Source organism: Sphingomonas gei (assembly GCF_004792685.1).
GTDB classification, from domain to species: domain Bacteria; phylum Pseudomonadota; class Alphaproteobacteria; order Sphingomonadales; family Sphingomonadaceae; genus Sphingomonas; species Sphingomonas gei.
On sequence record NZ_SRXT01000006.1, the window covers coordinates 58,364 to 74,032 of the forward strand.

A 15,669-nucleotide genomic window follows, 5' to 3' on the forward strand; every position below is an offset into this window, starting at 1 on the left:
TGGATTCACGTTTACGCTACGGCATGCGGGTTTTGCCCGCGATACCTGTTGCCCTAGCGTACCGCCCTCGGGAAAAACGGCGGGAAACCGCGGAGTTCCGCCCCGCATCCCGTTGACGGCTTCGAAAATGCAGCGTTAGTTGCACGCGTAATAAAAGCAACGCCGACACCGGATATCCGGGCGGCGAACAGGAGAGGGGCACTCATCCTATGAAGAAACTCGATTTGCTCGCGGCGACGGCACTTGCGTTGCTGATGGCGACGCCCGCGTTCGCGCAGGATGCGGCTCCGGCCGCCGACCAGGCCCAGACCGACGATTATGAGGGCGCCAACGACATAGTCGTCACGGCGACGCGGCGCAACGAGACCGTGCAGGACGTGCCGATCGCGATCACCGCGATCGGGCCCGAGCTGCTCCAGAATGCCGGCGTCGACAATGTCCGCGACCTCGAGCAGCTGGCGCCGTCGCTGCAGAGCTCGACCGGCCAGTCCTCGGCGACGGGCACGACGATCTATCTGCGCGGCATCACCACCGGCGGCGACAATCCCGGCTTCGAGCCCGCGGTCGGCGTGTTCATCGACGGCGTGTTCCGCGCCCGCGCCGGCGTGGCGATCTCCGAGCTTCCCGAGCTCGAGCGCGTCGAAGTGCTGCGCGGGCCGCAGGGCACCTTGTTCGGCCGCAACACGTCGGCCGGCGCGCTCAGCATCTTCACCGCGCTGCCGCAGTTCGAGACGCATGCCTATGTCGAGGGCATGGCCGGCAATTACGGCGCGTACGGCGTCAAGGGCGCGATCACCGGGCCGGTGAGCAGCTCGCTCGCGCTGCGGCTGGACGGCGGCTATCGCAAGCGCGACGGCTATATCCGCGACGCAAACAGCGACCGTTCGATCAACGATATCGACCGCTGGAACGTCCGCGGTCAGGCGCTGCTCGACACCGGCGACATCACCTTCCGGCTGATCGGCGACTATTACAAGACCGACGAGCAATGCTGCGGCGCGGTCTCGGTAGTGCGCGGTGCGCTCGCGCCGGCGCTCCAGAGCATCGCCGCGGCGCAGGGGCTGGTCGGCCTCTACACCGGGCCGGGGAGCGATCGCATTCAGGCGATGTCGCCGAACCGCGACTATGCCGAGAAGGTCAAGGACTGGGGCGTTTCGGGCGAGCTCAACTGGGACCTCGGCGGCACCAAGCTGACGTCGATCACGGCCTATCGCAACTGGCAGGTGGTGCGGAACCAGGACATCGACTTTTCGGGCGTCGATCGTGCCTATCGCAACGGCTATCGCAACGAACTCATCGACTTCACCCAGGAGCTGCGGCTGCAGGGTTCGGCGTTCGGCGGCAAGCTCGACTGGCTGATCGGCGGCTTCTACCTCAACGAGACCAACAAGCTGCGCGACGTGGTGCAGATCGGCAATGACGGCAATCGCTATGTCGATACGGTGTTCGCCGGCCAGCTTCGCGCCGGGTTCGGGACGCCGTTGCAATTCTTCGGCTCGCTCGGCCCGACGGTACCGACGCTCGGGGGCGCGCTGCTCAATCCGGCGGTTCCCAACACGCTGCCGGCGCTGACCGCCGCTTATGGCGCGCTCGCGCCGCTGGTCGGCTGCTTCCGGGCACAGGCGGGCACTGCGCCTGCGGCCGCCTGCGTGATCCCGAATTATCCGCGGACGCCGATCCCCGGCCTCGCGGCGCTCGCGGCGAGCCCGTTCCCGGGCGCAGTGGCGGGGCAGGGCAACAGCCCCGACGATTTCCGCGTCAAGACCAATGCCTTCGCCTTGTTCACCCACAACATCATCAACGTGACCGACGCGGTATCGGTGACGCTGGGTGCGCGCTGGAACCACGAGAGCAAGGACATGACTGCTTCGATCAACAACAATCTGGGCAGCTGCACCTTCTTCAACCAGGTTCGCGCGGGCAATGCCGCGGCGACGGCCTATGCCAATGTGCTGCGCCAGATCCCCGGACTGTTCAACAATCTGTTCCTGCTGAGCTGCAACCCGGCGGTGAACACCGAGTTCAACGGCAATTACCAGGACGATTTCACCGACGACGAAATCACCGGCACCGCCAAATTGGCGTTCAAGGTCTCGGACAAGCTGCTGGCTTATGCGGGCTATGATCACGGCTACAAATCGGGCGGCTATAATCTCGACCAGGCGACGTTCGATTCGGTGCTGCTCGGCGGCAACGGCCCGCAGGGTTCGGACCTGCAGTTCGGCGCCGAGACCAACGACGCGTACGAGATCGGCTTCAAGGCGAGCCCAAGCCGCGCCTTCTCGCTCAACGTCGCGGCATTCTACATGAACTTCTACAACCTCCAGTCGCTGGTGTTCTCGGGCAACAATTTCGTCGTCCAGAATGTCGACAAGAGCATCAGCAAGGGGCTCGAGATCGAGTCGACGATCCGCCCGACGCGCAACCTGACCTTCCAGCTCGGCTATAGCTGGATCAGCGCCAAATACGACAAGTCGAACAACTTCACCGGCACGCCGCTGCAGGGCCAGGAAGGTCAACAATTCAACAACCAGCCCGAGCATACCGTGACGGTCGCAACCACCTGGACGCCGAAGCTGAGCGACGGGATCAACGGCCTGATCCATGTCGACATGCGCTACAACAGCGAAGTGACGGTTCCGTCGAGCAATCCCAACCCGGTGACCGGGCGGACCGCGATCTACAACGAAGGCTATCCGCTGGTGAACGCGGCGATCGGCGTGACCTCGGCGAACGGGAAGTGGCGGGGCGAGTTCTTCGTCGAGAATCTCACCAACCAATTCTATTACATCACCGGCTTCGCGGTGCCCGAGCAGACCGGCAATTATGCCGGCTATCCGGGGTATCCGCGCTTCTTTGGCGGGCGGGTTCGCGTCGGGTTCTGAGGTTAGATCGGCGAGACGGAGCGAGCTTACGGCGTATCGACACTCAAAATCCTCCTCCCTGATAGGGAGGGGTTAGGGGTGGGTTAGGAAAGGCCGGGCTCGATGCCCGGCCTTTGCTTTATTCCGAGCAGTTCGTTGGGCTCGCCTTCGGCTCGCACCCACCCCCGACCCCTCCCTTGCAGGGAGGGGAGGCCCTCGGGCGAATGTCGATACCAGCCTGGAGCCGCTTCACCACTGATCCAGGAGCACTGGCCGTTTCAACTCGAGTGGGTCAGCGCTCGAACAGATGATCGAGCGCGCTGGCGGGCAGGCACCAGAACAACGCGACCAACGCCGCGCAGGCGAGGCCGAGCGCGGGCGAGACGAAGGTGAACGCGATCCCCGAGGCATAGAGCGCGCTGGCCGCCATGCCCTTGCGGAGCGCGAGGCGGTGATAGGCGCGCGACTCTTCGGACTGGCTGCCGGTGCGCCGGATCGTGCGCTGCAGCCACCCGTAAGTGAACGACGGCAGCAGCATGATGCCCATATAAACGAGCGTCGCGTCGCGGCTGAAGATCTGCTCGCCGAGATAGGCGGTGCCGAACGGGATCAGCGACAGCGTGAAGATCAATGCGATGTTCGACCAGAGCAGCCCGTTGGTCACGCGCGTGGCGTGGTGGAACAGCCGGTGGTGGTTGACCCAGTAGATCGAGACATAGGCGAAGCTGAGCGCATAGGCGACGAACACCGGCCAGAGATGGAGCAAAGGGCCCCAGCCCGGCGCCTCGGGCGCGTGCATCTCGAGCACCATGATCGTGACGACGATCGCGATGACGGCGTCGGAATAGGCTTCGACGCGGGTTACGCCGGCGCGGCCTTCGGTTTCTTCTGGCATGGGGTCCCCCTGCGATTGCACGGGAGAGCCTAGCCGAAATGGCGAGGGGTGCCAGTTTGAAGTCCAGCGCTCCCTCTCCCCGCGAGCGGGGAGAGGGAGCAGAGTAGATCAGTCCTTCGTAAAGGCCGCGGCGATCTTGAGTTTCACTTCGTCCGAGACCATCGGGACGCCGAAGCCGATGCCGAACTCGGTCCGCTTGATCGTGGCGAGCGCCTCGAAGCCGAGATTGTCCTTGCCGCCCATCTGCGCGGGCGACTTGCCGGCGCCGTAGAAGGAGACGTCGAGCGTCACCGGCTTGGTCACGCCGTTGAGCGTGAGATTGCCGGTGACCTTGGCGGTCTGGCCGCTCGCGACGACTTTGGTCGAGACGAATCGCGCGTCCGCCGGCGTCGGGCCGAAGAAGTCGGGCTTGCTGGCGGCTTCCTTGGGCGCGCGCAGCAGATGGCCGGTGAGGCCGGCGCTGGCGGTGACGACCTTGGACACCGGAATGGTGATGTCGACCTTGGCGGCGGAGGGATTCTTGGGATCGAGCGTGAGATTGCCGCTGATCTCGCCGAACAATCCGAAATAGGGCGTGAAGCCGAGGTGATCGACTTGCCATTCGATCAGCGTGTGGCCGGGATCGGCAGTGTAGCTGCCGGCAGTGACGAGCGCCGGATTCTTCGAGCCGGGAACCTGCATCGCCTGCTGCGCGACGAGCGGGGTGGCGACGAGCAATGTGGCGGCAAGGGCGATAGTGCGGATGCGCATAGGGAAGCCTCCTGTTGACACTTGCCCATGTCCGACGATTCTCGCGGAGCGTCAAACGACAAGATGGAAACCGATGTTTTCCGTAAAGCAGAACGGGCCGCGGGGTGCCCCGCGGCCCGGTCGGCGTGCGTCAGTTCTTGTCCTTGTCGACCAGCTTGTTGGCGCTGATCCACGGCATCATCGCGCGCAGCTCGGCGCCGACCTGCTCGATCGGGTGCGCCGCGGCGGCCTTGCGGCTTGCCTTTAGCTCGGGCTGGCCGGCGCGGTTGTCGAGGACGAAATCCTTGACGAAGCGGCCCGACTGGATGTCGGCGAGGACACGCTTCATCTCGGCCTTGGTCTCGTCGGTGATGATCCGCGGGCCGGTCTTGATGTCGCCATACTCGGCGGTGTTCGAGATCGAATAGCGCATGTTGGCGATGCCGCCCTCATAGAGCAGGTCGACGATCAATTTGGTCTCGTGGAGGCATTCGAAATAGGCCATCTCCGGCGCATATCCGGCCTCGGTCAGCGTCTCGAAGCCCGCCTGGATGAGGTGGGTGATGCCGCCGCAGAGCACGGCCTGCTCGCCGAACAGATCGGTCTCGCATTCCTCGCGGAAATTGGTCTCGATGATGCCCGAGCGGCCGCCGCCGATCCCGGAGGCATAAGCGAGCGCCACGTCGTGCGCGTTCCCCGATGCGTCCTGGTGGATCGCGATCAGGCAGGGGACGCCGCCGCCGCGCTTATATTCGCTGCGCACGGTGTGGCCGGGGCCTTTGGGGGCGATCATGATCACGTCGATATCCGCCGGCGGGTCGATCAGCCCGAAATGCACGTTGAGGCCGTGCGCGAAGGCCAAAGCCGCGCCAGGCTTCATATTGCCCTTGAGGTCCGCGTCCCAGATCCCGGCCTGATGCTCGTCGGGAGCGAGGATCATCAATATGTCGGCCCAGCCGGCGGCGTCCTTGTTGCTCATCACCGTGAAGCCGGCATCCTCGGCCTTGACCGCCGAGGGCGAGCCGGGGCGGAGCGCGATCGCGACTTCCTTGACGCCCGAATCGCGGAGGTTCTGTGCATGGGCGTGGCCCTGGCTGCCATAACCGAGGATGGCGATCTTCTTGCCGGTGATCAGGTTCAGATCGGCGTCGCGATCGTAATAGACTTTCATGTTCTTCCTTTCTGAACGTCATCCCCGCAAAAGCCGGGATCCAGAGCCGCATGGTCATCGCCCGTGACCCTGGGCCCCAGCTTTCGCCGGGGTGACGTTTTGCTTGCGGTGAGACTAAGCGGCTTCCTTGCCGCGCGAAATTGCGACGATGCCGGTGCGGGCGACCTCGACGAGGCCGAGCTCGCGCATCAGCTCGAGGAACTTGTCGATCTTGTCCGACCCGCCGGTGACTTCGAACACGAAGCTCGAGATCGTCGCGTCGACGACGCGGGCGCGGTAGACCTCGGCGAGGCGCAGCGCCTCGATCCGATGATCGCCGGTGCCGGCGACCTTGACCAACGCCAGCTCGCGCTCGACATGCGGGCCGAAGGCAGTGAGGTCGGTGACCTTGTGCACCGGCACGAGACGCTCGAGCTGGGCGATGATCTGCTCCATCACCGCGGCCGAGGCCGAGGTGACGATGGTGATCCGGCTGATCCGGTTGTCCTCGGTGATCTCGGAGACGGTCAGGCTCTCGATATTATAGCCCCGCGCGGTGAACAGCCCGGCGATCCGGGCGAGGATGCCCGGCTCGTTGTCGACGATCACGGCGAGCGTGTGCCGTTCCTTGGTTTCTTCCTTGATGTGCATGCGATCAAACCAGTGCCTTGGCTTCGTCGTCCATTTCGCCGGAGACTTCGGCGGCCTGGAGCATCATTTCGGTATGGGCGGCGCCCGACGGGATCATCGGGAAACAATTGGCGAGCTTGGCTACGCGGCAGTCGACGAGGACGGGGCCGTCATAGGCCAGCATCTCGGCGATGCCGGGCTCGAGTTCCTGCCGGCCCTCGATCTTGATGCCCTTCCAGCCATAGGCCTCGGCCAGCTTGACGAAATCGGGGAGGGTGTCGCTGTAGCTCTCCGAATAACGCGACTGATAGGTCAGCTCCTGCCACTGGCGGACCATCCCCATATATTCGTTGTTGAGGATGAAGATCTTGACCGGCAGGCGATATTGCATCGCGGTCGCCAGCTCCTGGATGTTCATCTGGATCGAGGCCTCGCCGGCGATGTCGATCACCAAGGCATCGGGATGGCCGAGCTGTGCGCCGATCGCGGCGGGCAGGCCATAGCCCATCGTGCCGAGGCCGCCGCTGGTCAGCCATTTGTTGGGCGCCTCGAAGCCGAAATGCTGCGCGGCCCACATTTGGTGCTGGCCGACTTCGGTGGAGATGATCGGGGCGCGGTGCCTGGTCGCCTCGTACAGCGCACGGATCGCGCGCTGGGGCATGATCGCGTCGCCTTTCTCCTCGAAATCGAGGCATTTGGCCTGGCGCCAGCCGTTGATCCGGTTCCACCATTCGGTGAGATCGGGCTTGGGATGTTGGCGCGCCTTCCAGCAGTCGATCATCTCGCGCAGCGCAATGCCGACATCGCCGATGATCGGCAGGTCGACGCGGACATTCTTGTTCACGCTCGACCGGTCGATATCGATGTGGACCTTGCGCGAATTGGGCGCGAAGGCGTCGAGCCGGCCGGTGACGCGGTCGTCGAAGCGCGCGCCGAAGGCGATGATCAGATCGGCCTTGTTCATCGCCCAATTGGCTTCGTAGGTGCCGTGCATGCCGAGCATGCCGAGCCACTTGTCGTCCGAGGCGGGGAGGGCGCCGAGGCCCATCAGGGTCGAAGTGACCGGGGCGCCGGTCATCGCGGCGAGTTCGCGCAGGAGCTTCGATGCCTCGGGCCCCGAATTGATGATGCCGCCGCCGGTGTAGAACACCGGCCGCTCGGCCGCGGCGAGCATGTCGACCGCTTCCTGGATCTTGGCGGCGTCAGGCTGGGTCTGAGGGCGATAGGTCTTGTGCGTGATCGGGCCGGGCGATTCGTAGCGCGCGGTGGCGACCTGGACGTCCTTGGGGATGTCGACGACGACCGGACCGGGGCGCCCCGACGTGGCGATGTGGAACGCCTCGTGGATGATGCTGCCGAGCGTCTCGGGCGCCTTCACCAGATAATTATGCTTGGTGCAGTGGCGGGTGATGCCGACCGTATCGGCTTCCTGGAAGGCATCGGTGCCGATCAATGCGGTCGGGACCTGGCCGGTGATCACCACCATCGGGATCGAATCCATCAGCGCATCGGTGATCCCGGTGACGGCATTGGTCGCGCCCGGACCCGAAGTGACGAGGACGACACCGGGCTTGCCGGTCGAGCGGGCATAGCCCTCGGCGGCATGCGTTGCGGCCTGTTCGTGGCGGACGAGGATGTGCTTGATCGCGTTGGGCTTGTCGGCCTGCTTGAAGATCGCGTCGTAGATCGGAAGCACTGCGCCGCCCGGATAGCCGAAGATGACTTCCACACCGAGATCGCTCAGCGCCTCGATCAGGATGTCTGCTCCGCTCTTCTCGGTCACGTCTGCCTCCTATGCTGCGATGCGCCATAGCACCGCCGGAGGGGCGCTGCTAACCGCAAGAAAATGGCTCGTCAAGCATTATATATGAAATTTAGTTTCAATTATAGCCAGTCTTACGTTCGTTTCTATCTGTTCCACGCGCTCCCAATCCTGCGGCGGCTGCCGTTTGAACCAAGTATATTGCCGTTTGGCGTATTGCCGGGTGGCGAGCGCGCCGGCGGCGGCAGCTTGCACGACATCGCTCTCGCCCGCAAACAATGCGCGCAATTCGGGGACGCCGATCGCGCGCAATATCGGTGCGTCGGCGGGAATATCGGTGCGCGCGAGCAATGCGCGGGCCTCGTCGCGACCCAGTTCGAGCATTTCAGCGAAGCGGCGGTCGATGCGTGCGCCGAGCCACTCGCGATCGGGGAGGAGGATCAGCGGCACGAGGCGAATCTCGTCGGCAATTCCGCCGACCCGCTGGCGATGCCAATGCGACAGCGGCGTTCCGGTCGAGCGCACCACTTCGAGCGCGCGGGCGACCCGGCTGGTATCGGCGGGAGCCAGCCGCGCTGCGCCCTCCGGATCGGCGGCAGCGAGCTCGGCGTGCGCCTGGGCGACATCGAGCAGGCGGACGGCGCTGCGTATCGCCGGGTCGATCTCGGGTACCGGGGCGATCCCCTCCAGCAGCGTGCGCAGATACATGCCGGTGCCGCCGACGAGGATCGGCAGCCGGCCGTCCAGATGCGCCTCGGCGATCGCGGCGCGCGCCTCGATCGCCCAGCGCGCGGCGGAATAGCCGTCGGCGCCGTCGATATGGCCGAACAGCCGATGCGGCACGCGGGTCTCCTCGTCCTGCGTCGGGCGCGCGGTGAGGATGCGCAGATCGGCATAGACCTGCATCGAATCGGCGTTGATCACGGTGCCGCAGTGCTTTTCGGCCAGCGCCAGCGCGAGCGCGGACTTGCCGCTCGCGGTCGGCCCTGCGATGAGCGCCACGGTTGGGAGGGATGCGCTCACCGGTCTCTCCCCGTTCGTGCTGAGCTTGTCGAAGCACCGGTCTGTTCTTCGCCCTCGGGCAGAAGCAAGAACGGCCCTTCGACAAGCTCAGGGCGAACGGAGGTTCTGGTTCCGTTCGAGAAGGGTATGCCGTTGTTCATTGCGACGCTTGTAGCAGATGGCTTGAAGGAGGAGCAGGTCGAGCGAGCAGTCGACCTGCTAGACCTTGAAACTGCATGCGGTGTTCGCAGATCGGGCCATGCCGGGTGGCGGTGGATCGATGAGGGCAGAGCGGCAGACATCGACTTTTCCAACGATCCGGTAAGCGCACGCGGCGTGCTGGAGGCCGACTTTCCCGGTATAGACATCATCGTTCAGCCAGAATCTGGTCGCGAGAAGAAGCTGCTGGTCGCCGATATGGATTCGACGATGATCACCGTCGAATGCATCGACGAGCTCGCCGATTATGCCGGGATAAAGCCGCAGATCGCCGATGTCACCGAGCGCGCGATGCGGGGGGAGCTCGATTTCGCCGCGGCGCTCGACGCACGGGTGGCGCTGCTGAAGGGCTTGGAGGAAAGCGCGATCGAGCGTTGCCTGGCCGAGCGCGTGAAGCTGACGCCCGGTGCGAAGACTCTGGTTCAGACGATGCGCGCACGGGGCGCGACGACGATTCTCGTCTCTGGCGGGTTCACGCGCTTCGCCGAGCCGGTGGGGGCCGAGATCGGGTTCGACCGGGTGATCGCCAACGTGCTCGAGATCGAAGATGCGCGGCTGACGGGAAGCGTCAGAAGGCCGATCGTCGACAGCGCGACCAAGGAGACGACGTTGCTCGGGGCGCTGGCCGAATTGGGGCTGCCGGCGGAAGGGTCGATGGCGGTCGGCGACGGAGCCAACGATCTGGCGATGATCCGCCAGGCGGGGCTGGGTGTGGCCTATCGCGCCAAGCCGATCGTCGCCGCCGCGGCGCGCGCGCGGGTGGATCACGGGGATCTGACGGTGCTGCTTTATGCGCAGGGGATCGCGCGGCACGATTGGGTCGTTGCCTGAAGGCTGATGCCCGCCTCTGTTCCCCGGCGAAGGCTGGGGCCCAGTTGCGATGCTGTTCGAGAGTTTAATCTCTGCTCGGCTGGCTCACCAAAGCTGGGCCCCGGCCTTCGCCGGGGAGCAGGGTGTTTCAGGCAGCTGGATCAACTTCAGCTGCACGCTTCGTGCACAGGCTCAGCGCGCGGCCGGCTTGACCTTGGTCCAAGGCACGAACTTATCGAGGATGACGAATCCACGCGGGAACTGGCTCGATCGATCGACAAGATTGATCGTGTCGATGCTGCACAATTGCGAGCCGAACACCTTGGTCACCAGGATGTCGTCGTCGTTTAGCGACTCGGCGCCCGAGCGTGGCTCGTTGACGTAGAGCTTGCTGCCGACGCGGTAGACGATCGCCTTGCCCTTGATGATCTGGCTCGTGTTGGACGTCGCCAGCGAAATGCAGTTCACCGGGGCGCCCGGCGTTCGGCCCTCGAGCAGCTTTGCGAGCTGCTGCTCAGGCGTGTCGCGCGGCGCGGCAAAGGCGGGCGCTGCGATCAATGCAGCGCCGGCGAGTAGGGCTTTGAAGATGCTGGTCATGCGCGCTTCATAGCACAGCCCGGCTGAACCTGTCGTGAAGGAACCGCTCAGCGACCCCCACCGAACGTGAAGGTCAAAGCGGCACCGCCGGAGAACTGGTTGCGCGAGCCGATCGTGCGCACGATCGGCGAGTCCGCCGCGTCGCTCACCAGCCGGTCGTACTTCGCATAGCCGTAAATGCCCCAGCTGCGATCGATCTGGAAGATCGTGGTGGCGCCGGCGCCGACCGCGTGGACGCCGCCGCCGGGATTGTACGGGGCAAGGCCGGTGCGCAAGGCCGCAGCGGGGTTCACGCCGAAATAGGCGTCCTGATATTTATTGTCGGACAGCGACACGCGCGGACCCACCGAGAACAGCCATTTGTCGCCGTCGCGCGCGACATAATCGAGCATGATATTGCCGACCAACCCCTTGTGCCCGCTCACGCCCTTACGGAGTTCGCCGCGGGCGCGGATCGACGAGCCGAGCCAGAATTGCGCGAAGCCACCTACCTCAGCCGAGACCCCGACCTCGTCGACCGGCAGATCGGTCTCGTCGCGGCGGCGGCTGCCTTCCAGATTGAATGCCGGGCCGAACGCGAAGCCGCCAGTGTCGACCAGGTCGATCGAAGCGCTCTGGTCGGCGGCGCTGAAGTCGAACGGCGTGTCACCCCGTGCTGTCGAGAGATTGAACAGCGGCGATACGCTCACCTTGTCGCTGCCTGGATGGTCCGGCGTCACCTGCGGGCCGACGCCGACGCGGAAGCGGCGGGGCTCCTTGGGCGCGTCGTTATCCTGGGCCGCGGCCCCGGTTGCAAACAGAAGGGCGGGGAGGGCGGCAGCGGCCAGCATTGCTTTGATCATGGCCGCGAAACGCGCGCTTTGGAATTTTGTTGCATGTGCGAAGCGATTTTTTCGTGCCTAACGTCCGACGGGCACGCAGGGCCGGACGCTGCCACAGGCGCCGGCCGCCGCGGCGCGAGAGGCATAGGGGCCGACGAGCAGCCTGGTGAGTGCTCCCGTCTTGACGAAATAAGGCTGGCGGCCGGGGAAGCGGCCGCCGACCTGCGCCCAGAGTTTGCGGGCATTGCCGGGATCGCCGAACGCGCCGAGCTGGACGCGCCAGCCGCCGTCGCGCACGGGCGCGGGCGCCGCAGCTACGGGCGCAGGCGCAGGCTGGACGGGGCGCGGCTTCGGTCGCGGCGCAGACTCCGCCGGACGCGTCATCGGAGGGGGCGAAGGGCGATTAATCTCCGCGACTTCGACCGGCGGCAGCGGCCGTCCGCCGTTGCGAAACTCTTCCTCATATTTGCGCGAGAGGGCCAAGCCCTTCTGGCGATCGTCGAGCGGCATGAATTGGTCCATCTGCGCGCGCGCCTTGACTGCGGGATCGAGCCCCGCGGCCGAGGCACGGACCATCAATGCATAGGCGCGCGGCCAATCCTTCTGCACGCCGTCGCCGTTGAACAGCATGATGCCGAGGATATATTGCGCGCGGGCATCGTCGCGGCTCACCGCGCGCTGGAGCCACTGCACTGCCTCGGTGCGCTTGCCGTTTTCGAACAGGGTCACGCCATAATAGCCCTCGGCCTGTTCGTGGCCCTGGAGCACTGCCTTGCGATACCAGGCTTCGGCCTGCTTTGAATCGGCGGCAACGCCGCGGCCCAGCTTATAGGCCTGGCCCATGTTGAACTGCGCATCGGCATTGCCGCGCTCGGCCTCGGGGCGCCATTTGTCGATCGCGGTGCGATAGTCGCCGCGGTCGTAGGCGTCGACGCCGGCCTTGACGGGATCTTCCTGCGCGGCAGGCGCCGGGCGCCGCTGGGCGGCGGCGGGCGCCACGAGCAGCACGCTTGCCAGGCCGGCGATCCACAAAGACTTCATTCTCACCACGCTCCAGCCCCTCGCGACAACAGGACATGCCACTTAACCGGGCAGTGGCAAACATATCCTTACTGCGGCGGAAACCAAAACCCGTCCCGCGGCGAAACGCGTTAACCCCTTCTTATCTACCCCCATGGCATCAGCGACGCTGCACTTATCGACGTACCGAGGGGGTTCATGCGCGTTCTGGCGATGGCATCGCAGAAGGGGGGGTCTGGAAAGACCACGCTGTCCGGTCACCTAGCGGTGCAGGCACAGCTGGCTGGCCACGGGCCCGTCGTTCTCATCGATATCGACCCGCAGGGGTCGCTCTCCGACTGGTGGAACGAGCGCGACACCGAATTTCCGGCGTTCGCGCAGACCACGGTCGCGCGGCTCCAGGCGGACCTCGAGGTTTTGCGTCAGCAGGGCTTTCGCCTCGCGGTGATCGACACGCCCCCCGCCATCACGATGGCGATCCAGAGCGTGATCCAGGTCGCCGAGCTGATCGTCATCCCGACGCGCCCCAGCCCGCACGATCTGCGCGCCGTCGGCGCCACGGTCGACCTGTGCGAGCGCGCCGGCAAGCCGCTGATCTTCGTGGTCAATGCCGCGACGCCCAAGGCGCGGATCACGTCCGAAGCCGCGGTCGCATTGTCGCAGCACGGCACCGTCGCGCCGATCACGCTGCATCACCGCACCGATTTCGCTTCGTCGATGATCGACGGCCGCACCGTCATGGAAACCGATCCCCGTGGCAAGTCTGCCGGCGAAGTGGCCGGGCTATGGGCCTATATCTACGATCGGCTCGAGAAGAATTTCCGCCGCACCGTGTTCGCGGCACCATCGCAGCCCAGCCAGTTTGGTCAGGCGCCGCGCGCGGGTGGCTTCGGCCGCCGCGTGGTCGGCTGAGGCGCGCGCGATGTTCAGCAACCCCAAGCCGACCGCTTCGCTCTCCTCGAGCCTGCTCGCCCGCAAGGGCCAGGCGCGTCCGGCAATGCGTCCGCAGGGATTTCTGCAGATGAACACCGGTCCGCAGGAAGATCTCGGCTGGAACGACATGGGCGAGGAATTCCATCCCGCGCCGGTTGCGGCACCCTATGTCGCGCCGGTCGAGCACGCATATGATGCGCCCAAGCCCGAAGTGCTCCGCCAGATCGAAGCGCTCGACGAGCAGCTCGCGGCGCCTGCGCCTGACGCGGCCGACGCGCCTGAGGTCGCCGAGCCAGAGCCTCCGCTGGTGCTCGCCCGTCCGATGAAGCGCGAGCCGGTGCTCAAGCTCGAGCCCGCGGTTTCGGAAGTCACGCTTGCCAAGGTGGTGCGCGAAGTCGCCGCCAAGAAGGCCAAGGCTGCGTTCACGCTGCGCCTCGACCAGCAGCGCCATTTGCGGCTGCGTCTCGCCTCGGCCGTGACCGGCCGTTCGGCGCAGCATCTCGTAACCGAAGCCCTCGATCAGTTCCTCGAAACGCTGGGGGGTATCGACGCGCTGGCCAGCCAGATCGACTCCGCCGGGCTCCCGGGGTGAAGGACATGACGATGAACAGCCGCAAGATGATCAAGTTCGGCCTCTCGGCACTCGTGCTGGGCGGCGTTGCCGTGACCGGGGTCGCGACGCAGGGCTTCACCAGCGCCGCGTTCGCGAGCGACGGCGCCAACGCCAAGAAGGCCGCTTCGGAGGCTAAGGACGCGCGCAAGGCGATCTTCAAGCGCAAGGCCGGCGAAGCGGTGCAGCATGCCGAGGCCGCGGTTGCCAACGATCCCGCCAGCGCCGAATATCGCGCGCTGCTGGGCCAGGCCTATCTGCTTGCCGGCCGTTTCACTTCGGCGTCGCAGGCGCTGAACGACGCACTGACGTTGAATCCGCAGGACGGGCGTGTCGCGCTCAACCTCGCGCTCGCCAAGATCGCGCAGGGCGATTGGGCCGGCGCGCGCACGACGCTCCAGGCGAATGCCGCGACGATCCCGGCGAGCGATCGCGGGCTTGCCTTCGCGCTCGCGGGCGATCCGGTGACTGCGATCGACATTCTGAACCCCGCTGCGCGCGATGCCTCGGCAACGGCCAAGACTCGCCAGAACCTCGCGCTGAGCCTCGCGCTCGCCGGGCGCTGGGCGGAAGCCAGCCAGCTTGCCTCGATGGACGTTTCGCCCGACCAGCTTCAGGCGCGGCTCACCCAATGGGCGAGCTTCGCGCGGCCGACCAATGCCTATGACCAGGTCGCGTCGCTGCTCGGCGTGGAGGCCGTGCAGGACGGCGGCCAGCCGGTCGGGCTGGCGCTGGCGCAGCAGCCGAACGTCGCTGTCGCGGCAGTCGCGCCGGCCGCCGATCCGGTCGATAGCTTCATGCCGGGCGTGCCGCAGGGTGCAGCGCAGGTCGCCAGCGATGCGGCTGTCGCAGTTGCTGCCGCACCGCAGGCGGATGCCCAGCCCGAGCTGCAGCAAGTGGCCGGCACAGGTCCGCAGATCGTGTTCGGCCCGCGCGCCGAAGTCGTCCAGCAGGTCCCGGCGGGACGAGTCGTTTCGACGCGCGTCGCCGCTCCGAAGGCGTCGGTGCGCGTCGCCAAGGCAGAGGCAGCCCCGGCTCCGGTCGTGGCATCGAAGGCCAAGCCCGGAACCTATTACGTCCAGCTCGGCGCCTATGAGAGCGCCGCCGTCGCGCGCGACGCCTGGGCGCGCCACACGCGCCGCGTTCCGGCGCTGCAGGTCGAGACGCCGCTCGGAGTCAATTTCTCGACCGGAGCGGGCAATTTCTATCGCCTATCGGTCGGCGGGTTCGCGCGGGGCGACGCCGCCTCGCTGTGCCAGCAGGTCCGCACTAGCGGCGGCGCGTGCTTCGTGCGCGCTGCTGCGGGCGACAGCGTCGCTGCCTGGGTCAAGGGCGGGAGCCGCGCGCAGGTGGCCGCGCGCTAAGCCCATCGATTTCGTCACGGAAAGGCCGGGGCTCGCGCTCCGGCCTTTTTCGTTTGAGGTCTGAATGGAAAAGCCGAAATATGAGCCCGCACTCTCTGTTCCCCGGTGAAGGCCGGGGCACAGTTGCGGGCGCTCGGGATTGCGGTATCCCACCGCGACTCCGCCGAACCTGGGCCCCGGCCTTCGCCGGGGAACAGGGTGGTTCCGACCAGCTGGGTCAAATTAAGCGCGGGTCGCCCAGAATACGATGAGCGCGACTATCA

Annotated in this window: 14 protein-coding genes; 5 read left to right on the forward strand and 9 right to left on the reverse strand. The window is 65.9% G+C overall.

The features are described from left to right. Positions 1 to 209 precede the first annotated feature (209 nt). On the forward strand, positions 210 to 2,885 hold the full coding sequence (locus E5A73_RS15205) for a TonB-dependent receptor (protein WP_135964698.1): 2,676 nt from the start codon (positions 210 to 212) through the stop codon (positions 2,883 to 2,885). Positions 2,886 to 3,156: 271 nt separating this feature from the next. Here E5A73_RS15205 and E5A73_RS15210 read toward each other — a convergent pair whose 3' ends face one another. From E5A73_RS15210 to miaA, 6 genes are all read right to left on the reverse strand, one after another. Then, complete coding sequence (locus E5A73_RS15210) at positions 3,157 to 3,759, reverse strand: TMEM175 family protein (RefSeq protein WP_135964699.1); 603 nt, start codon at positions 3,757 to 3,759, stop codon at positions 3,157 to 3,159. Between the two features lie 108 nt (positions 3,760 to 3,867). Further along, positions 3,868 to 4,509 (reverse strand): YceI family protein, encoded by a 642-nt coding sequence (locus E5A73_RS15215; RefSeq protein WP_135964700.1) that lies wholly within the window; start codon positions 4,507 to 4,509, stop codon positions 3,868 to 3,870. A 130-nt stretch (positions 4,510 to 4,639) separates the two neighbouring features. Beyond that, positions 4,640 to 5,659 (reverse strand): ketol-acid reductoisomerase, encoded by a 1,020-nt coding sequence (gene ilvC / locus E5A73_RS15220; protein WP_135964701.1) that lies wholly within the window; start codon positions 5,657 to 5,659, stop codon positions 4,640 to 4,642. Between the two features lie 114 nt (positions 5,660 to 5,773). Beyond that, positions 5,774 to 6,289, reverse strand: coding sequence for an acetolactate synthase small subunit (gene ilvN / locus E5A73_RS15225; RefSeq protein WP_135964702.1), 516 nt, complete (start codon positions 6,287 to 6,289; stop codon positions 5,774 to 5,776). A gap of 4 nt (positions 6,290 to 6,293) precedes the next feature. After that, complete coding sequence (locus E5A73_RS15230; protein WP_135964703.1) at positions 6,294 to 8,051, reverse strand: acetolactate synthase 3 large subunit; 1,758 nt, start codon at positions 8,049 to 8,051, stop codon at positions 6,294 to 6,296. A 78-nt stretch (positions 8,052 to 8,129) separates the two neighbouring features. Next, positions 8,130 to 9,053: a tRNA (adenosine(37)-N6)-dimethylallyltransferase MiaA gene (gene miaA, locus E5A73_RS15235; protein WP_240700217.1), complete on the reverse strand. Its 924-nt coding sequence runs from the start codon at positions 9,051 to 9,053 to the stop codon at positions 8,130 to 8,132. Between the two features lie 132 nt (positions 9,054 to 9,185). Here miaA and serB point away from each other — a divergent pair, with 132 nt between their 5' ends. Continuing rightward, entirely contained in the window at positions 9,186 to 10,082 is an 897-nt protein-coding gene (gene serB / locus E5A73_RS15240; protein ID WP_240700232.1) for a phosphoserine phosphatase SerB, read from the forward strand. Between the two features lie 171 nt (positions 10,083 to 10,253). Here the strand turns inward: serB and E5A73_RS15245 are convergent, their stop codons facing one another. The 3 genes from E5A73_RS15245 to E5A73_RS15255 are packed head-to-tail and all read right to left on the reverse strand — an operon-like array spanning position 10,254 to position 12,520. Beyond that, a complete protein-coding gene (locus E5A73_RS15245) occupies positions 10,254 to 10,658 on the reverse strand; it encodes a hypothetical protein (RefSeq protein WP_135964705.1) in 405 nt (134 codons plus the stop codon). A 47-nt stretch (positions 10,659 to 10,705) separates the two neighbouring features. Then, positions 10,706 to 11,500: a MipA/OmpV family protein gene (locus tag E5A73_RS15250; RefSeq protein ID WP_135964706.1), complete on the reverse strand. Its 795-nt coding sequence runs from the start codon at positions 11,498 to 11,500 to the stop codon at positions 10,706 to 10,708. Positions 11,501 to 11,557: 57 nt separating this feature from the next. Next, positions 11,558 to 12,520 (reverse strand): SPOR domain-containing protein, encoded by a 963-nt coding sequence (locus E5A73_RS15255; RefSeq protein ID WP_135964707.1) that lies wholly within the window; start codon positions 12,518 to 12,520, stop codon positions 11,558 to 11,560. A 177-nt stretch (positions 12,521 to 12,697) separates the two neighbouring features. On the opposite strand from E5A73_RS15255, the gene E5A73_RS15260 reads away from it, so the two are divergent. From E5A73_RS15260 to E5A73_RS15270, 3 genes are read left to right on the forward strand one after another with little or no spacing between them, the layout of a single operon-like run. Continuing rightward, positions 12,698 to 13,411, forward strand: coding sequence for a ParA family protein (locus E5A73_RS15260; protein WP_135964708.1), 714 nt, complete (start codon positions 12,698 to 12,700; stop codon positions 13,409 to 13,411). Positions 13,412 to 13,421: 10 nt separating this feature from the next. Continuing rightward, positions 13,422 to 14,024 carry a hypothetical protein gene (locus E5A73_RS15265; protein ID WP_135964709.1) on the forward strand — a complete coding sequence of 201 codons (603 nt, stop codon included), beginning with the start codon at positions 13,422 to 13,424 and terminating at the stop codon, positions 14,022 to 14,024. Positions 14,025 to 14,035: 11 nt separating this feature from the next. Further along, complete coding sequence (locus E5A73_RS15270) at positions 14,036 to 15,406, forward strand: SPOR domain-containing protein (protein ID WP_135964710.1); 1,371 nt, start codon at positions 14,036 to 14,038, stop codon at positions 15,404 to 15,406. Positions 15,407 to 15,669 lie beyond the last annotated feature (263 nt).

Coding starts and splice junctions, on each gene's coding strand:
- E5A73_RS15265 (WP_135964709.1), top strand. CDS start 13,422: ATGTTCAGCAACCCCAAGCCGACCGCTTCGCTCTCCTCGAGCCTGCTC.
- E5A73_RS15270 (WP_135964710.1), top strand. CDS start 14,036: ATGAACAGCCGCAAGATGATCAAGTTCGGCCTCTCGGCACTCGTGCTG.
- E5A73_RS15250 (WP_135964706.1), bottom strand. CDS start 11,500: ATGATCAAAGCAATGCTGGCCGCTGCCGCCCTCCCCGCCCTTCTGTTT.
- E5A73_RS15255 (WP_135964707.1), bottom strand. CDS start 12,520: ATGAAGTCTTTGTGGATCGCCGGCCTGGCAAGCGTGCTGCTCGTGGCG.
- E5A73_RS15260 (WP_135964708.1), top strand. CDS start 12,698: ATGCGCGTTCTGGCGATGGCATCGCAGAAGGGGGGGTCTGGAAAGACC.
- ilvC (WP_135964701.1), bottom strand. CDS start 5,659: ATGAAAGTCTATTACGATCGCGACGCCGATCTGAACCTGATCACCGGC.
- E5A73_RS15205 (WP_135964698.1), top strand. CDS start 210: ATGAAGAAACTCGATTTGCTCGCGGCGACGGCACTTGCGTTGCTGATG.
- E5A73_RS15215 (WP_135964700.1), bottom strand. CDS start 4,509: ATGCGCATCCGCACTATCGCCCTTGCCGCCACATTGCTCGTCGCCACC.
- ilvN (WP_135964702.1), bottom strand. CDS start 6,289: ATGCACATCAAGGAAGAAACCAAGGAACGGCACACGCTCGCCGTGATC.
- E5A73_RS15210 (WP_135964699.1), bottom strand. CDS start 3,759: ATGCCAGAAGAAACCGAAGGCCGCGCCGGCGTAACCCGCGTCGAAGCC.
- E5A73_RS15245 (WP_135964705.1), bottom strand. CDS start 10,658: ATGACCAGCATCTTCAAAGCCCTACTCGCCGGCGCTGCATTGATCGCA.